The following is a 17084-nucleotide window of genomic DNA, read 5'->3' on the forward strand; positions in this document are numbered from 1 at the left end:
GGACAATTGGAAAGAAAAATAAGGCAAGAAAAATCGCATTTTTATCCAATTCCGTTCTTAAAGGTTTATATTATGATTTTTATAGAAAAATCGGATTCTAAATTCGGTGGATTAAAAAAAGACTTGAATATCATATTTTCTCAAGAAAAACTGCCTGCGGAATTTCGTGGCGATACGGCGGACATAGGGTTGCGTCCGTACACGTCCGAGGACGGCAACCCGTCGGACCGGAACCGGCCGATTGGCTCCTGGAACCAGCTTTACCTCTGGGCGAACGTGTGGGACTCCTCCACGAAGAGGGAAGGCCAGGATGCCTCCGCCACCCTTCAATGGAACGGAAGCGCTCCCAGCACGCTGATTGCGGCGGATGCCGCGGCGAACCTGGAGATGATGGACAACCGCTACACGTACATGCGCCATCCCATCCTGCTGCGTTATTACAATTTTATCGGTTCTTATTTAACAAAGAATGATCGGCAATCTCAAAACGGAGGCTGGATTAACACAGCTGTATCAGTCGTTCTTGTTTATGTCTGGTGGAATCCGTATAATGTGGACATGAAATTTCAGGGAGCCGGAGGAAATCCATGGGGCTCTTACTTTGGCGAACATCGTTTTAAACCCATGCTTTTTGCGGATAACATCGCTTCCTCTGGACCTCTTTCCAGCTTAAAAATGTATACGGAGCATCCTTTGACGCCATATACGCAAGGGGCTTTCGGAGCTATACATGATCGGCAGGTAGCCGATTTCGGTGCCTCTTACAGGAAAACTTCCCGGCTGAACGACGGTACAGGAGAAGTAGTGAAAGGAGAGGTATCTGTTCTTAAAGCAGGAGAAATCGTTGTTTTTTCCCAACCATCTACAACTCGTACCAACAAAATTCAAAATGGTGCTGTATATAAATCTAAAAGTGGGGGATATGATATTCGAACGGATAATTTTGCTTTTAGAGAAGGGTGGCCGCAAGACATGAGTGAGATGGTTTCTTATGGCGTTAATATATACACAGGTCTTCAATATCAATACTTTGAAAGATCTGGCTATCCAACAGAGAATAAGTACACGTTTTGGGCCCGCTTTGCGGAAACGGATAATGACCTGATAGGGAATGGAGGAAATACCTCCTTGGGAACTCCTCCCAATCATGTTCTGTGCCATAAGTATACGGACGAATACAACTCCAATTCCAAAAAATTGGGAACTTTCATGATGGGTGCTGGCATTATGGACGCCAGCCAAATTGGAAAAGATACACGTTTAAGCGGGGCTTCCACACCGGACCCTGTCGTTTTTTCTAAGATGTCCCCAACGATGCTCAATCTGAACTGGGGATTTGAGGAACAAATCATGCAGGCGACAAAAATGCCAGTAGATGGATGGATTAACTTCAAAAGAAATGACGATGAAGATGGCACGAAACGCGGCAAATACGCAGAACCTGAGCCGAACGGTCCATTCCCCTATTTCATCGCCTACTATGGAGTATCGGTAAAATGGGGCAAGCCCCCCGTGATAGGAGCCTATCCGGAGGGCAAGGACTACCGGGCCAAGACATGGCAGCACTCCAGCCCCCTTTTCTGGGGAGGCCAGATGCCCACCGCCTCCGAACTGGGGCGCCTCTACAGCCCGTACCAGTTTGAAGTCAAGAACGCCAACAGCGATTTCTTCCCGATTACCATCTCCAACATCCTCTCCAATGACGGCACCAGGCTCTCCCCCTTCGGAGGACCGGGAGCCGAGCAGGTCAACAAGATTGTCGCCGCGGAGCTTCCCTTCCAGCAGCCCTCCAGCCTGGCCGGCTTTGCCGGATGCCGCCTCACCCCGGGATGGTACAGGAGCGACTCCAGGGCGGCTATCGCCAAACGCTTCGCCTACCAGTCCGGCGTGCCGGGCGTAGGCATCGGCAATGCTTTTGCCGATCCCATGCTTCCTGCCGACAAGGTTTTCTCCCACAACGAAATCATGGGGGACGCCGCCCTGGGGGACTTCTGGGACCACGGCCTGATGATCAACGACGCCCTCTGGGACTCCTGGTTCGCCTCCTCCCTGGCCGCCCGTCCTTCCAGCCTTGGGGGCACGGGCAGGGAAGAACTTAAAACCGTGCTTCAGCAGGCTTTCTCTACGGACGCTTCATCCAACAGGGCTTCAGGTATCGCCAACCGCCGCTTCCTGCCCGACCTTCAGGGCAAACCCTCGGAAGCTGTCGTCGAAGAACTCGCCAGAACGGACGAAGGCTACAAGCATGCCTCCAAGTACCTCACCGTCGCCGGAGGATTCAATGTCAACTCCACCTCCCAGCGCGCCTGGGAAGCCACCCTCCTGGGGCTCAAGAAGCGCAAGATTCTCTATTCCAGGAGCGGCAGGCCCTCCGTGCTCAACAACTCCCAGACGTCCTTTTCCCGTTTCGGAGTGGCCAGCAGCGACAAGTCCCACGTGGACGACTATGGTTCGATAGGGGTGACCCAGGGCATCCCGGACGGGGAGGCTATGGCGTGGTCGGACCTGAGAACCCTGAGCGACACGCAAATCAGGTCCCTGGCCCGGAACATGGTCAAGGAGGTCAAAAAGAGAGGCCCCTTCCTGAACATGTCCGACTTTGTCAACCGCCGTCTGCAGAGCGGGGAAATGGGGGTGAAGGGAGCGCTTCAGGCGGCTATTGACGAGAGCTCCATCAACAGCACGTTTGACGAACTTTCCGACATGGTGATCGCGCCCAAGGGAGGCTACCCGAACCAGGACGCGGCCAGGGGATCGGTGTATACGGCCGCCCCCGGCTACCTGATCCAGTCTGACGTGCTGGCGGTGCTGGGCAACATCCTGACGACGAGGGACGATACGTTTACGGTGCGCGCCTACGGAGAGCTGGCCAACCGCGAAGGAGTGGTGCTGTCGCGCGCGTGGTGCGAAGCGGTGGTGCAGAGGGGGATCAACTACGTGGATCCGGTGAACAGCCCGGAAACTCCGGCCCGGCAGGTCAACATGAAGAGCGGCGCGCTGGAGGATACGGAGCTGAGCGCCGTGAACAAGGCGTTTGGAAGAAAGTTCAACATCGTTTCCTTCCGCTGGCTGTCCCCCGAAGAAGTGTAGCGGAGGGAGCGTGTTTCCATTCCGTTTCACGCCGCTTTCCCTTTCCGGGAAAGCGGCGCTTTTGTGTCCGGGAGAAGGAGTTCCGGCGCACCCGTTGGACAGGGAGCGCCCCCCCTCAGGGATTTTTATCCCCTAATCCCCTATTTTTCGCTTGCACCTTTACTCCCATTCATGTACTTCACAAGGGATAAAAGCCCGTCAGGGGCCTGCCATCGCGCTCCGCTGCGCGGGCCGATACCCATGCCCTTCCGCATTTCCTCCGTGCGGTTATCCGCCAAAGGGTTATGCAATGTATCAAAACTTTTTCCATTCCCCAGAACCCAGAATATATGCGTATTTTACCCATCCTGGCCTTTACCTGCCTTTTCGGAAGCATTTCCTTCGCCCAAGGACAGAGCCGCACCCCCTCCAGGCCGGAACCGGCCCAACCGGCAGCAAATGCTCCGGCGGCCGATACCGTGGACAAGTCCCTGCCGCCAGCCGCCGTCAACGGCATCCGGTTCGTTCTGAAGGAGCCCATGTCTCTTCCTTCTCCCATTTACATGCCTATTGATTCCAAAAGGCTGGAAAAAGTGGAAATCCGCGCCGCCCTTCCGGGGCGCCGCAGCGTTTACCCCAAGAGCAAGATCATTACCCTGTTCGGGGGCCTGGACCAGAAAGGCATGCCGACCAATAAACTCGTCAGCAAGCCCCTGCCGCCCGATCTTGGCTCCAAAACCCTGGCTCTGGTCGGCAAAAACAGCAAAGGGGAATTGACGCTGGATTTTATTAATGAGTCGGAACTGCCGCTGAACTGCGTTTACATCCAGAACCTGACCGGACGCACGTTCACTTTGGAACTTCCCAAACCTCCCTCGGGAGAAAAGAGCGCTATCGAACTGCCCAGCAAATCCACTTACATTTTCGGCAAGAACTCTACAGACAGCAACATTTCCCGCACCACCCCCGCCAATTTGACGTACATGACCCGTTTAAAGAACGGCAAAGTCGTCAAGGTGAAGGACAGAGGCATGATGCTGACGACCTACCCGGGACGAAAAGTGGTTATGATTATTTCCCCGGATTCCACCGGCCGCACCGTCGTTTTGACGGAACTGATGATTTTCAAGGAAAGGCCGGGAGCGGCTTCCTCTGACAAGTAAATTTTCTTCCGATATCCGGGAAGCCGGAAGCTGCTCTGGAGTATATCCGGATTATTCAGAAAAACGGGCATTGCTGCCCGTTTTTTTATTTTTCTTCTCCTGACGCCATGGATTGAGGGAATAAACCACTCCGGACATTTTTCCGGCACGGGAACAATGTCCACCCTGTTTCCCGCGGCTCCAATGCGGCAGGCGGAGAAAGAGGTCTCGAAGCCATGCGGTTTGCCGAAAAAGTTCACCTGCCGCCTTCCGGCATCCGGGCAGGCTTAATAAACTTTGGGCACCAGTCCCTGACGGCTCATCTTATCCTCCACCTTTCGCCGGTTTTCCTCCAGACGCCGGGCGTCATAGGAATCATCCACAGGCTGGGCCTCCGGAATGTTTTCCCCGCGTCCCGCCCGGTATTGCTGAACCTGCGGGAGCACTCCTTCCACCAGTTCCCTGCATATCCAGGAAGGCAGGATATAGGTCTCCGTGCGTCCGGCCCGGCTCAGAGCCAGCCCAACAAATTTTCCGTTGACGTCAATGACCGGGCATCCAGCCCGTTCCGGGAACAAGGTCATGTCCGACTGGATAACCAAAGGGAATTCATCCCTTTTCAAGCTCATCCGGTTGCCCATGGAGTTCATCATGTCGAGACGCTTTTGCGGGAATTTCATCACCCTGGGCCTGGGCCCCGTGAGGAGTTTTCCTTCTATCACCTGGTTCCGCCGCCTTACTTCCACGGGAACCGTCTCACCGGGACGCACCCCGACCATGGCGGCACGGATGGAGTACATTCCATCCACCGGCTTTCCATTCAGCTTCATCAGCACATCGCCGGCCGTCAATCCGCTGCGGTGCGCGCCGCTTCCGGCTTCCACGCCGCCTATCATGACCCCCTCCCCGTCCCAGCGGGGATCGGAAACAATGCCGAGATAAGGCTGGTCATCCGCCCGCAGGCTGCGCTGAGCCACGGAAACGACTCCGAAGTCGCTCACATGCCCCGTGGGCGACACGGCTGCAATCACGTCCCCTTCCTTCGCCTGCACATAGGAATCCAGGTCAATGGGAGGAGCGGGAAGCCCCGGCACATCCATCATCAGCAGATCATGCTCCGGAAGGGCAAAGAGCACCTTGGCGTCATAAACCCGCCCGGAAGAATCCACCAGCATGACCGGACGCCGTTCCTTCTGGAGATCGCTCAGCTTGGTGAGGACTTTTCCCTTCCCCACCACTGTTCCCAAAGCCACCTGGGTATTGCCGGCAACCAGAGCCACTACGGACTGCCCCACCGGAACAGCCACCTTGTCCCATTCCCGGAAAATCTCCTTGGCCTGGCTGTCCAGCACGCTTTTGTCCTCCGGGGCAATCATCTGCTCCGGAGGCAGCGGGGAAGCTATTTCCTGGGCATACGCGGAAGCCGCCGCAAATGCCGCCCATAAATATTTCATCATCATCCTTGAGTTTGTTCCTGGTATTTCAGGCCGGACATCAGGTCGCCGCGCCTGCCGAATGTAAGATCCGCCTTGTAAGCCGTACCTTTCCTCACCACCACCAATGGAACGGTTTCCCCCGGACGGTGCCTGCCCAGTTCACGGAGCATATCCCGCACGGAACGCAGGCTCCGGCTGTCCATATGGGTAATGACGTCCCCCGGCTGGATGCCGGCGGTATCCGCCGGAGAATTCACCACAACGTCTTCCACCACCACGCCGTCCACGCCCAGCACATCCATCATGGCAAACCCGAGCACAGGAGATTCGGGGTCCGCCATGGGATGAAGGCCCAGCTGGCCCCAATGCCTGCCGGAGAGCAGTTTGTCCCAGTCTCTCCTGAAAACGGAAACAGGGACATGGTTGTTGATTTTCAACATAGGGCCAATGGAGGAATGGATGCCAACCAACTTGCCGGACAGGTCAAAGAGGGGACCGCCGGAATCTCCGCCAATCAGCGTACATTCCGAAATAAGGAAGCGCTGCTTTCCGTCCGTGCACAATCTTCCCATGCGGATGGGCGCGCGGCGTTCCGGGTCAAATCCCTTGGAATGGCCCAGAGCCACCACAAAATCCCCCACATGAAGACCGTCGGATTCCCCCAGTTCCACATGAGGATAGTTTCCTCCGTCCATGATTTGCACCATGGCGGCATCCCGCGTGAAGTTGGCGCCCAGCACCCGTCCCTTTACCACGCGCCCGTCGGCAAAGACCACACGCATGATTTCATCGCCGCCCACGACGTGGGCCGCCGTCAAAATCAGGCCCCGCGGAGAGACAATGACGCCGCTGCCCGTCTCTCCCCCGTCGGAAACCAGAGCCACCGTAGCAGCCGTAACCCTGGAGGCCACCTCATGCACATGTTTCTGCAAATCCGCCATGGAAGAAACATTCCCCGCAAGGCTCGCCCCCCCTGACAGCAGGGACACAAGCCCCCCAACGACCAAGCAACAAAAACTCGTCATTCTCAATAGTGATATCATGAAATTACCGATAATCGAATGATAGGACATACCCTACTGTATAAACGTTCAAAACGGCAGAATTTTGTCTATGGATTGCGACATGGCGCCCCATCTTTTGCTTAGACCATTTCGGTTATTTATGATAAACTCCGGCCCACGGATGGGTTTAAACGACAAATCAAGGAAACGAAATGCCGCCTCCTGGAGGGAACGCATCCAAGATGGAGAAATGTCTTCCCGTTCCCAGACGGAACGCAAAAAAAGGCCCCTTCCCCGTCCATCCTATCCCGGGTTGCCGCAGGAAGCTCCTGATCCGGCTGTCATTCCCGGCCCTACCCGCAGAACGGGGAATTCCCGCAACGGTCCTTCCCGGTATGACACGCCGCCCCAGCGACGGACCTCCCGCCCGTCTCCGAAGGAAGAGTACGAAGGCAATCCGGAAAGAGAAGAAGAAAACCGCCCCGCACGCGCAGGAACCATGCGCAGGCCGCGTTTCACGATTTTCGGAGCCCTGCTGTTTGTCCTGCTGATGCCGTTCCGCTTCATCGGCTCCCTGACGCGGAATATCCGCTGGTTCATTTGCTGGCCCCTGCGCATCCTTCTGGGATGCTGCTTCGTCGGCATTGTGATCGGGGCCATCCTGGTGTTTCTTTACGGCACCATTTCCAACCGCTATGACATTTCCGAGGTAAAGAGCAACATCCCGGAACGCACGGTGATTCTGGACCGTAAAAACCGGACCATCGGAACCCTGCACGGGGAAAACCGCAAGCGGGTATCCCTTCAGGAAGTTCCTCCCGTTTTTATTGATGCCCTGCTCCTGCGCGAAGACAACCGCTTTTACGACCATGGCGGCGTGGACTGGATAGGCGTGGGCCGCGCCTTTGCGCAGGTGCTCAAGCACAAGAGAGCTACGCAGGGGGCTTCCACCCTGACGATGCAGCTTGCTAAAATTACATATAACCACCGGGAGCGCAACCTCCATTCCAAACTGACGGAAGTGGCCCTGGCGAAACGCATTGAAGCCACTTATACGAAGGACGAAATTCTGGAGACTTACATCAACCGTATTTTCTGGGGGCACACCTTCCTGGGGATAGCGGCGGCGGCGCGGGGATATTACGACAAGGAACCCCGGGATTTATCCCTGGCGGAATGCGCCACCCTGGCCGGCATTATTTACGGCCCAAATGATTTTTCCCCCATCAAACATCCGGAGGAAGCAAAAAAAGTGCGCGATATTGTCCTTGGCCTGCTGAAAAACGAAGGCAAGATTACAGAAGTGCAGTATCAGGCGGCCCTGGCGGAGCCTATCGTCACCCGGACGCCCCAGTCCCGGTCTGAGGAAAATTACGCCATGGGTCTCGTGCGCCGGGAGCTGGACGCCATTCTGGAGGAAGAAGACATCCGCCTGGGAGGGCTGGTGGTGCATACCACATTGGACCTTGATCTGCAGAACGCCACGCTGGACGCCATCAATAAGCACATGGACGCGCTGGAAGCCCGCAAGGATTTCAAGAAGCACCTGGCTTCCCTGCAGGCCAAGAGGGAGAAGAGGGGAATTCTGAAAAACAAGCTGACCACCAAGGCGGAATATGAGGCCTCCCTGGCCGCCTGGAAGGCGCTCCCTGCGGAACAGAAGGAAAAGACGCAGCCGCCGATGCCCAATTACATCCAATCCGCCGCCGTAGTCATGGACAATGCCACGGGGGCTCTTCTGGCCGTCGTCGGCGGCCGGGACGCGGAAGAATCCAAGCTGAACCGCGCCATTCAGTCCAGGCGGCAGACCGGCTCCCTGTTCAAACCTTTCATTTACGCCACGTTTTTCCAGCAGGGCAATTCTGCGGATACCCGCATTTCGGATGACAGGATTGCCTACGGGGAAATACGCGGAGCCGCCAACTGGTCCCCCCGCAATTCGGACGGAACGTACCGAGGCATGAAGCCGGCCTCCTTCGGCCTCATCCTTTCCCGCAACACCATGTCCGTGCGCATCGGCAACCGCGCCGGTTTGTCCAATGTCATTCAATCCGCACAACTGGCGGGCTTCCACGGAAATATTTCCCGCACCCCGGCCCTTTATCTGGGCACGTGGGAGGCGTCCCCTCTGGACATTGCCAGCGCCTACAGCGTTTTTGCCAACGGGGGCGTACGCCCCACACCGTACATCATTGACCATATTACGGATTCCCAGGGCCAGCCGCGCTTCGCCATCACCAAGAGCAAGCGCACCGTCTATTCCCAGCGGGCGGCGAACATTACCTCTTCCATCCTCCAGCAGGTCTGCAAGCCCGGAGGCACGGCAGGCAAAATTACCACGCTGGGCTTTAAATCCCCCTGCGGCGGCAAAACTGGAACCACGAATAATTATACGAACGCATGGTTCGCCGGATATACGTCCAACCTCACCTGCAGTGTCTGGGTGGGGTTTGATTCCTCCACCAAAATTCTGGAAAAAGGCTACGGAGGCACCCTGGCCCTGCCCGTCTGGGTGGACATTATGCTTGCCGCCCAGAAGGAAGGCTATCCCGCCAACGCCATCCGTACGCGTCCCGGTTCGGAAGGGCAGGCCGTACTCGTCTGCCGGGAATCCAATCAACTGGCCCATTCCGGCTGCCAGTACGCCAAGACTGCGTATTTTGAAACCTCCGCAGGCTACCAGGCCCCCGCCAACATGTGTGAACAGCACATTCCCATGGCGGAACCGGATTCGGAAGAGAGCATTCCCTATGCGGAACCGCTGGACGGCAGCGACGATAACATCCCCCTGGCCGAACCCGTGGAAGAAACGGACGGCATCCCCTACGCCACCCCCATCTGATTGCTTATTTTTTCCTTATGATTTCCCCATTTTTTCCCTGGTTCCTGGCCTTTTTGCTGCTGATCGCCTGCGTGGCGCTGCTGGTTCTGCTGCTGCGGTACCGGGACCGCTCCGTCCGCCTCGAAGCGGAATCCCGCTCCTGGCAGGAACGGGCGGAGGACAGAACCCAGATGCTCCGCCGGGCGGAAGAGGTGCTGAAAGATTCCTTCGCCGGCATCAGCGCGGAAGTTCTCCGGAACTCGGAGAAACAGTTTCTGAACCTGGCGGAAACGCGGCTGCAAAGCCAGCGCCAGCAGGCCAACCATGACCTGGATTCCCGCAAACAGGCCATCGAGTCCATGCTGAAGCCGGTGAGCGAATCCCTGAAACTGGTCCAGTCCCGGCTGGGAGAGATGGAAAAGGAACGCGTGGGCGCCTATACGGACCTGAAAACGCAAATCCGCTATATCCTTTCCGGCAATGAAGCCCTGAAAAATGAAACCGCCAGGCTTTCCCAGGCTCTGCACCACAACAGCGTTCGCGGCCAATGGGGAGAGCTCCAACTGCGCCGCGTGGTGGAACTGGCGGGAATGGTGGAGTACTGCGATTTCACGACTCAGGAAACCCGTTCCAGGGAGGAGGAACGGGTGCGGCCGGACATGGTCATTCACCTTCCTGGAGGCCGTTCCATCATCATTGACGCGAAAGCGCCCATGGCATCCTACCTGAATGCCGGGCAGACGGAGAATCCGGAAGAGCGCAGCCAGTGGATGGCCCGCCATGCCGCGGACGTCAAGAGGCATTTGCAGCAATTAAGCGCCAAGAATTACTTTGCCCAGTTTTCCCAATGCCCCGAATTCGTCATTATGTTCCTGCCCGGGGAATCCTTTTTCCAGGCGGCTCTGGAAGCAGACCCCTCCCTGATTGAATTCGGCGCGGAGAATAAAGTCATTCTTTCCACCCCATCCACCCTGATTGCCCTGCTGAAAGCCGTCGCTTACGGATGGAAGCAGGAGCAGCTGGCGGATAATGCCAAGAAAATTTCGGAAGCGGGAGCGGACCTGTACAATACCTGCTCTATCCTTTCCGGTCATTTTTCCTCTCTGGGCAAGAGCCTGAACCAGGCGGTAGCCCAGTACAACAAAACCGTTTCCTCTTTTGAACACCGGTTCATCCCCCGGGCCCAGAAGTTGAAAAATCTGGGCGTCACCTCCACGAAGGAACTTCCCCGCTCCCTGGAAGACATTACCGAACAGGCCAAATCTGCGGATGTTCCGGATACTACGTCCTGAAAGAGCGGCAACAATACGTCTTTTTCCCTTCCTGCCCATTTCCGAGCCGGGAAAATACAGCTCTAAGGCATCCCCCGCAAACGCTTTCCTGCGCTTGAAAGCATCTTGGAGATGTAGAGGAATTCAGCCTCCGGCGGCCCTGCACTTCCCGGAATTTTCAACAATTCCTATGCGCGGCAACGGGAAACGGCAGGCTGCTTTCATCATGCAGCCGGGCAGATAATTCCCCCGCGGCGGCGCACACCGGCACCCGGAAGGCATCCAGAGCGGAACGGGAACTGTAGCCCCACCCCACCAGAATAAGCCGTGTTCCGGCGTTCACGGCCGTGTTGCCGTCATGGGCGGAGTCCCCCACCATGCACACCTGCGCCGGCTCCCTGCCCCAGGAACGGACGATGGACAGCAGGGAGTCAGGTTCCGGCTTGCGCGGAAAGCGTTCGGAAAAACCCATCACCTCCCGGAAGGGAATTTCAGGCAGGATATGGCGCACCAGCGGCACCGTAACCGCATGGGGCTTGTTGGATAAAACGCCCAGAGGATGGCCTTCTCCGGCCAGGGACAACAGCATTTCCCGGATGCCGGGGTACGGAACCGTGCCCTCCTGCCAGGTGTGCGGGTATTCACGCATGAATCCCCGGTGCACCGCTTCAAAAGCTTCCTCCGGCACGTTTCCGTTGAAATAGCCTTTCAGGGAAGCCAGGCAAAGCTCCCGGGCCCCCTTGCCCACCATTTCCCGGATGGCGTCCACGGAATGCTCCGGATACCCCAGCGCTTTCAAGGCCAGATTCAGGCCGCGGGCGATACCGGGAATAGAGTCCACCAGCGTCCCGTCCAGGTCAAAGACAAAACCCGTTTTCATGGATTCAATGGCAGAACCCCCGTTCGGAAGTTTCCACGAATTGGATGATTCTCCTCAGGCAGGCATTTTCCGCATACCCCGAATGCCGCAGTTCCTCCAGAGCTTCATGAACGGTCAGCTTTTTATTGACGAAAAGCTTTTTATAGCACATGCGCACGGCTTTCAGGTCTTCTTCGGAAAAGCCGCGCCTCTGCATGCCGATGGAGTTAACGGAACGCGTTACGGCCGGGTGGCCCTCCACGATCGTGTACGGCAGGACATCCTGGCTCACGCGGGCCATTGCTCCCACCATGGCATGTTCCCCGATGCTCACAAACTGGTGTACGGCGCAACATCCCGCCAGGATGGCGTAATCCCCCACCGTAACATGGCCGGCGGCGGTAGCGAACCCGGAGAAAATCACATGATTGCCGATCTGGCAATCGTGCCCGGCATGGCAGGAAACCAGGAAAAGGTTGTTATTCCCTATCCGCGTTGCGCCGCCAATGTCCGTAGCCCGGTTGATGGTGGCGTTTTCACGGAAGACGTTGTTATCCCCCACTTCCAGATAAGTCGGCTCTCCCTTGTATTTCAAATCCTGGCTTTTCAGGCCGATGACGGAAAACGGGAAAAATTCGTTGCCGCTGCCGAAGGAAGAAGGACCGTCTATAACCACATGGCTGTGCAGCACGCAGCCGGGCCCCAGTTTGACATGTTCCCCGACAACGCAAAAGGGACCGATTTTAACATCATCCGCGATCTCTGCAGCAGGATGCACTACTGCCGTTGGGTGTATTTCTGGCATGGCTGAAACAAGTATGAAACAAATTCAGGTGATTAAAAGCCTAAACCCCACAGGGCCGTCTTTTTATCACATTTGGCCGGAAGCGGCCGCATAAGCCTCCATCTCAGGCAGCCAGGGAATCAGCAGAACGTAGATGAGTTGAAGGCACAGAATGATCAGCACCAACGTCATCACCACTTTACGGAGCGTGAGGGAGCCGTTCAGCACATCCGTAGTCCCCAGCTTCCTGTCCCAGGGAGTAAAACCGAAACGGCGCACCCACCACCAGGAAAAAAACAGGGCCAGCAGCATCAGGGAAGGAGCAAAACACCCCAGACCAAGCACCATGACGAACAGGGAGCGCCGGAATGCCATGGGGAAAGAAAGGCGTCTTCCCCGGTAGTCCCTGACGGAAACGCCCAGCATGGCTTTTCCCGGGGTTGTACCCAATGTTCCAAGAAATGCAGTTTCCATGAGAACCATCGGGAGGCAGAGGTAAAGCAGAGCTTCATAGGAACCAGGAAGAAAACCGGGATTGAAAGCAGCGCCGGATACCCTAAGCACAGCCAGGTACAGCGTCATGTGCATCATTACATCAGCCATTCTGCCAAGAAAACGGACGTACGCATACGGAACCACCAGCGGCACTCCCTCCTCCGCGTCCTCCCCTCCTTCTTCCGGTAGGCAATCCGCATCTGCGGAAAGCGCCGGGACATCTTCTCCCCCTGCGTTTTCCAGCCTCTCTTCCCTCCCGTTCCGCCGTTCCCCTTCTTCTCTGCTGACGGCACCTGCTCCTTTCAATGCCGGAAGGTCACGGATGCATACCCACTCCGGGCATCCGGCATGCCACGCCCGGGCGTTTTCCGGAATGAGGCCCGCCTCCAGCATGGAAATGACCTCCACTTCCGGCAGAGGCCCCTTCCGTTCATGATCCTGAATCCAGTAAATATCCATAGGCGATTCCTGTTACATACTGCGCAGGGAGCGGGCCGGATCCTGGCGCGCCGTGATCAGGGCAGGAATGATGGATGCCACCACGACCATGACAAAAGCTTTCACCGCCTGCCATGCCAGCTCCGCCCAGTCAATCACCACCGGGATATTCGCCGTGCCGTGGAAGGCCACAGGGAACGGGTCAAAGCCTATTCCCGCAAGAAAACCCTGAATCTGCATGCGGTATTCCAGCACCAGAAGCCCCAGCCCTACACCCAGGAGAGCTCCCACAAAACCGATGATGACGCCCTGCCACAGAAAAACGCGCACCACCTGGAACGGCGTGGCTCCCAAAGCCTTCATCACGGCGATTTCCTTTTTCCTCTGGATGGAAACGGTAAACATCACCGCCATGATGCAAAAAGCGGAAATCAGGGAGATGAAGGACAGGACAAAGCTCATCATCATGCGCTCCTTCTGCATCAATTCAAACCACGCGTTAAAGCGGTCATGCCAGGTTTCCAGCGTCCATGCGGAAGAAGGCTTCTCCTTTTCCAGCGCCTGCATCACGGGGGCCAGCATCGTTTCCACATGGTAAGGGTCTTCCACGCGCAGGGCCACGGCCTGCACCACGTCATCCTCATAACCCAGCAATTCCTGACCGATGACCAGCGGAATGAAAAGATCCGGGCTGGGCGTATGCTGGGAGGCCCGGTAAATTCCGATCACCTCCAGGTCTTTCGGCATCACCAGCTCCTTGATTTTCCGGAAGCATTCCATATCCGCCTCATTTTTTGCCCCGGCCTTGAAACCATTCAAAACGGTTTCCCATTCCTTCCGCGTTCCTTGCGAAAAGGCCACCCTGCCGTTGTCCGCAATTTCCCCGTCGTTCAGCACGGCAAGCAGATCCATCAGGCTGGAACGTTCCGCATCCCTGCGCGGGACGGACAACAGCCCGTTAAGCAGGGAAAACGCCCTGTCCACGGAGGCTCTGCCGGCCATTTCACGCTCTCCCTCCGTCTTCAGGTTCTTTCCCCACTCCTTCAAATCCTTGAGTTCCCGCGCGTTTTTTTCCGCCAGCATCGGCAGCTCCGTCTGCTGGTAGGCGTGGGAAATTTCCTGAAAATTGCGGGTCGTATAAACCCGGACAACATCTCCCACATTCAATCCCATATTCTCCGCCACGATGGAGGAAACCACAGCCTTTTCCCCCATGTCCAGTTCCGCATCGCCAGCTACCACCAAACGCTTCAAATCCTCCAGCTGGACGGCGTTTTCCGTATCAATGGCCCGGAAAAAGCAGGGCCTCTGCCGCCCCTGCACATCCACCAGCGCATAGTCTTCTATCAGGGCGTAGGTGGACTGGACGCCGGGAACGTGCCTGAGTTTCTCCCCCAAATCCATCCAGTCCGGAATCACTTCCCTCACGCCGAAGTCGTTCCGGTAGCATACCTGGACGTGCGGGGAGTGCGCAAACAGATTCCCCTGAATTTCCTTCTGGAGGCCTCCCATGACGGACAGCACGACAATGAGCACCATTACCCCCAGAGATACGCCCAGCAGGCAAATCAGGGTAATAATGGAAAAGAAAGTCCGCAACGGGTTCAAATACCGCAGCGCCAGACTCAGGCTGATGTACCGGCTCAATAGGTTCTTCATGAATAACGCGGCACACCTTGCCTGATCCCGCTCCCCTTTCCAAGCCTAAAACATGTTCCGGGGAAGGAGATCGTTTACCTGCCTCCGGCACCCAGCCATTCCAGGCACAGCCAGCGGGCCATGGAGGCGATCACCCGGTCACAAGCGGATTCAGAATCCTTTGAATCCCTGATGAACACGGAAACCGCCATTTTCCGGCCGTTGGGAAGAACAATGATGCCGACGTCATTGCGGGCGGTAACGCCACCCCCCGGCAGCGTGAATCCGGATCCCGTCTTATGCGCCACCACGTAATCCCGCGGCAGCTGCCCTTTCAGACGTTCAGGACCTGTAGAACATCCCGCCATGATGTTCCAAAGAACACTCTGTGTGCCTTTTTTCAAAATTTTACCTTCGTCAAACGCCCGGAGAAGGGAGTTCATGGCCGACGGACGGCTTGAGTTGACATATTGCAAATCATGATTCCGGTGTATTTCTTCTTCCGTAAAACGGACATTAATGCCGTCAATTCCCCATTCCTTCAAATCCTTCTGCACGGCCTGCGGCCCTCCAATAAGGCCAAACAGGAGGTCGCAGGTATTGTTGTCGCTTTCCTGGACAGTCACTCTCAGCAGTTCCTTCAGAGAGAAATCGCCGCCTTGCGGGAAACGCTCCCGGAGGGGGCTCCAGGTATCTTTCACCAGTTGTTCCGGACGTATGCGGATGATCTGTTCCAGATTCATGGCGCCCTGGTCCACCCGCTTCAAGACGGACAAGGCCAGCACGAATTTGACGACGCTCTGCATGGGATAGGCCGCCTCATCCCCCACCATGACGGTTTCCCCCGTATCCAGCATTTCCGCAGCCATGCCCACACGGGCCTTCAGGGAATGGGCCAGTTCGCGTACGGCGGAGGAATCCGCTGCGGAAACGGCTGGCGGAGAAGACGTGGCCCCCTGAGAAAAAACGCAAAAGAACATGATGCAACCGCATAGATAAACACCGGTGGAAGTCATAGGCGCCATTCCATATCACGCCCGCAGCAACCGCAATAATAATTTCTCCCCCTTTTTTCCTTTCTTCGTCATCCGCAAGCCGGGCAGAAACCTTGCCACCTGTCCGGCTTCCTGATAAAAAGGAAAGCATGCCCCATCTCCTTTCGGAAACCCTCGTCTGGTGCGTCACCCTGCTGTTATTCGGCATGGGGCTGATCGGCACGCTCATCCCCATGCTTCCCGGCATTATGATCATTGCGGCCGGGTGCGTCTGGCAGGGAGTCATGGGCAGAGAAAACCTGGCGTGGTGGGAATGGACCGTCCTGGCGCTGCTGGTGGCGGGAGGCATGGTCATTGACAAGCTTTCCGGAGGCATGGGCGCCAAAAAATTCGGCAGCACTGCCGCCGGCATCTGGGGAGCCATCATCGGCGCCGTCGCGGGGAGCCTCCTTTTCTCCCCCATTACGGGCCTTTTGTTCATGCCGTTCCTGGGGGCGCTGCTGGCGGAACTTATCTTTGCCAGAAAGGATATCATGAACGCTTTCAGGGCCGGGTCCGGAGCGGCGCTTGGGATGCTTGCCGGTCTGCTGCTGGAATTTACCTGCGGCCTGCTCATCATCGCCTGGTTCTGTTCCTGCTGCTTCCTGTTTTGATGCCGCGCCCGGCGGAAGTTTCCGGCAGGAAAAGCAGACATTTTTCTGCTGCTGAAAAAAACACAGTTTCCCCAACGTATTCAGTTAAACGCCGCTCTACACGCGCATCCGTCCGAACGGACGGGTTCTCCCATTCCCTCATTTTACCAGCTTATGGATGCACCTGTTCCGATACCCGTCGCCATGATGGCAGGTTTCATGATTCTTGGAGCCATTCTTTCCATGGGGAAATGTTCCTTCCTCATCGCAGGCTACAGCATGATGAACAGAGGGCAGAAAAAGCAATATGATGAACAGGCGCTGTGCCGGTTCATGGGGAAGATCATGTACTGCCTCGCCTTCGCCATGCTGCTCTGGCTCTCCAGCATCATTCTCCAGAACTCCGTGCTCCTGTCCGCCTCCCTGTACTTTCTGGTGGGAAGCATTGCATTTGCGGTCATTTACGCTGGCGCCGGAAGCCGGTTCAAAAAATAGCATTT

General features: G+C 56.5%; 13 protein-coding genes. 6 read left to right on the top strand and 7 right to left on the bottom strand.

Going from position 1 to position 17084, the window contains the following annotated elements:
* Positions 1 to 123: 123 nt before the first annotated feature.
* Positions 124 to 3090 carry a hypothetical protein gene (locus AMUC_RS00995; RefSeq protein ID WP_174254458.1) on the top strand — a complete coding sequence of 989 codons (2967 nt, stop codon included), beginning with the start codon at positions 124 to 126 and terminating at the stop codon, positions 3088 to 3090.
* 329 nt (positions 3091 to 3419) lie between these two features.
* Positions 3420 to 4232, top strand: a complete 813-nt coding sequence (locus tag AMUC_RS01000; RefSeq protein ID WP_128153396.1) for a hypothetical protein — start codon at positions 3420 to 3422, stop codon at positions 4230 to 4232.
* A 266-nt stretch (positions 4233 to 4498) separates the two neighbouring features.
* Here AMUC_RS01000 and AMUC_RS01005 read toward each other — a convergent pair whose 3' ends face one another.
* Both AMUC_RS01005 and AMUC_RS01010 read right to left on the bottom strand, forming a co-directional pair.
* Complete coding sequence (locus AMUC_RS01005) at positions 4499 to 5668, bottom strand: PDZ domain-containing protein (protein ID WP_157738208.1); 1170 nt, start codon at positions 5666 to 5668, stop codon at positions 4499 to 4501.
* Positions 5668 to 6588, bottom strand: coding sequence for a S1C family serine protease (locus AMUC_RS01010; protein ID WP_042447500.1), 921 nt, complete (start codon positions 6586 to 6588; stop codon positions 5668 to 5670). Before AMUC_RS01010 ends, AMUC_RS01005 begins: the two co-directional genes overlap by 1 nt.
* A gap of 313 nt (positions 6589 to 6901) precedes the next feature.
* On the opposite strand from AMUC_RS01010, the gene AMUC_RS01015 reads away from it, so the two are divergent.
* Both AMUC_RS01015 and AMUC_RS01020 read left to right on the top strand, forming a co-directional pair.
* Entirely contained in the window at positions 6902 to 9493 is a 2592-nt protein-coding gene (locus AMUC_RS01015; protein ID WP_162610422.1) for a transglycosylase domain-containing protein, read from the top strand.
* Between the two features lie 17 nt (positions 9494 to 9510).
* Positions 9511 to 10764 (top strand): DNA recombination protein RmuC, encoded by a 1254-nt coding sequence (locus AMUC_RS01020; RefSeq protein ID WP_012419237.1) that lies wholly within the window; start codon positions 9511 to 9513, stop codon positions 10762 to 10764.
* Positions 10765 to 10921: 157 nt separating this feature from the next.
* Here AMUC_RS01020 and AMUC_RS01025 read toward each other — a convergent pair whose 3' ends face one another.
* The 5 genes from AMUC_RS01025 to bla form a co-directional block, all read right to left on the bottom strand.
* The gene (locus tag AMUC_RS01025) at positions 10922 to 11623 is read right to left on the bottom strand and encodes an HAD family hydrolase (protein WP_012419238.1); all 702 of its coding nucleotides are present in this window, start codon (positions 11621 to 11623) and stop codon (positions 10922 to 10924) included.
* Between the two features lie 4 nt (positions 11624 to 11627).
* Positions 11628 to 12407: an acyl-ACP--UDP-N-acetylglucosamine O-acyltransferase gene (gene lpxA / locus AMUC_RS01030; protein WP_012419239.1), complete on the bottom strand. Its 780-nt coding sequence runs from the start codon at positions 12405 to 12407 to the stop codon at positions 11628 to 11630.
* A 66-nt stretch (positions 12408 to 12473) separates the two neighbouring features.
* The gene (locus tag AMUC_RS01035; RefSeq protein ID WP_012419240.1) at positions 12474 to 13340 is read right to left on the bottom strand and encodes an RDD family protein; all 867 of its coding nucleotides are present in this window, start codon (positions 13338 to 13340) and stop codon (positions 12474 to 12476) included.
* Between the two features lie 12 nt (positions 13341 to 13352).
* Complete coding sequence (locus tag AMUC_RS01040; protein ID WP_012419241.1) at positions 13353 to 14978, bottom strand: FtsX-like permease family protein; 1626 nt, start codon at positions 14976 to 14978, stop codon at positions 13353 to 13355.
* A gap of 74 nt (positions 14979 to 15052) precedes the next feature.
* Entirely contained in the window at positions 15053 to 15937 is an 885-nt protein-coding gene (bla, locus tag AMUC_RS01045) for a class A beta-lactamase (RefSeq protein WP_042448567.1), read from the bottom strand.
* A 164-nt stretch (positions 15938 to 16101) separates the two neighbouring features.
* Between bla and AMUC_RS01050 the strand changes: the two genes are divergently transcribed.
* A complete protein-coding gene (locus AMUC_RS01050) occupies positions 16102 to 16605 on the top strand; it encodes a DUF456 domain-containing protein (protein ID WP_012419243.1) in 504 nt (167 codons plus the stop codon).
* Between the two features lie 153 nt (positions 16606 to 16758).
* Positions 16759 to 17079, top strand: a complete 321-nt coding sequence (locus tag AMUC_RS01055; protein WP_012419244.1) for a DUF3784 domain-containing protein — start codon at positions 16759 to 16761, stop codon at positions 17077 to 17079.
* Positions 17080 to 17084: the final 5 nt, after the last annotated feature.

It is taken from the genome of Akkermansia muciniphila ATCC BAA-835, from assembly GCF_000020225.1.
Lineage (GTDB): Bacteria > Verrucomicrobiota > Verrucomicrobiia > Verrucomicrobiales > Akkermansiaceae > Akkermansia > Akkermansia muciniphila.

What these genes read in the sequence shown, in the direction of transcription:
- AMUC_RS01005 (WP_157738208.1), bottom strand. Translation starts at nt 5,668, where the DNA reads ATGATGAAATATTTATGGGCGGCATTTGCGGCGGCTTCCGCGTATGCC.
- AMUC_RS01020 (WP_012419237.1), top strand. Translation starts at nt 9,511, where the DNA reads ATGATTTCCCCATTTTTTCCCTGGTTCCTGGCCTTTTTGCTGCTGATC.
- bla (WP_042448567.1), bottom strand. Translation starts at nt 15,937, where the DNA reads ATGTTCTTTTGCGTTTTTTCTCAGGGGGCCACGTCTTCTCCGCCAGCC.
- AMUC_RS01010 (WP_042447500.1), bottom strand. Translation starts at nt 6,588, where the DNA reads ATGGCGGATTTGCAGAAACATGTGCATGAGGTGGCCTCCAGGGTTACG.
- AMUC_RS01050 (WP_012419243.1), top strand. Translation starts at nt 16,102, where the DNA reads ATGCCCCATCTCCTTTCGGAAACCCTCGTCTGGTGCGTCACCCTGCTG.
- AMUC_RS01025 (WP_012419238.1), bottom strand. Translation starts at nt 11,623, where the DNA reads ATGAAAACGGGTTTTGTCTTTGACCTGGACGGGACGCTGGTGGACTCT.
- lpxA (WP_012419239.1), bottom strand. Translation starts at nt 12,407, where the DNA reads ATGCCAGAAATACACCCAACGGCAGTAGTGCATCCTGCTGCAGAGATC.
- AMUC_RS01040 (WP_012419241.1), bottom strand. Translation starts at nt 14,978, where the DNA reads ATGAAGAACCTATTGAGCCGGTACATCAGCCTGAGTCTGGCGCTGCGG.
- AMUC_RS01055 (WP_012419244.1), top strand. Translation starts at nt 16,759, where the DNA reads ATGGATGCACCTGTTCCGATACCCGTCGCCATGATGGCAGGTTTCATG.
- AMUC_RS01000 (WP_128153396.1), top strand. Translation starts at nt 3,420, where the DNA reads ATGCGTATTTTACCCATCCTGGCCTTTACCTGCCTTTTCGGAAGCATT.
- AMUC_RS01015 (WP_162610422.1), top strand. Translation starts at nt 6,902, where the DNA reads ATGTCTTCCCGTTCCCAGACGGAACGCAAAAAAAGGCCCCTTCCCCGT.
- AMUC_RS01035 (WP_012419240.1), bottom strand. Translation starts at nt 13,340, where the DNA reads ATGGATATTTACTGGATTCAGGATCATGAACGGAAGGGGCCTCTGCCG.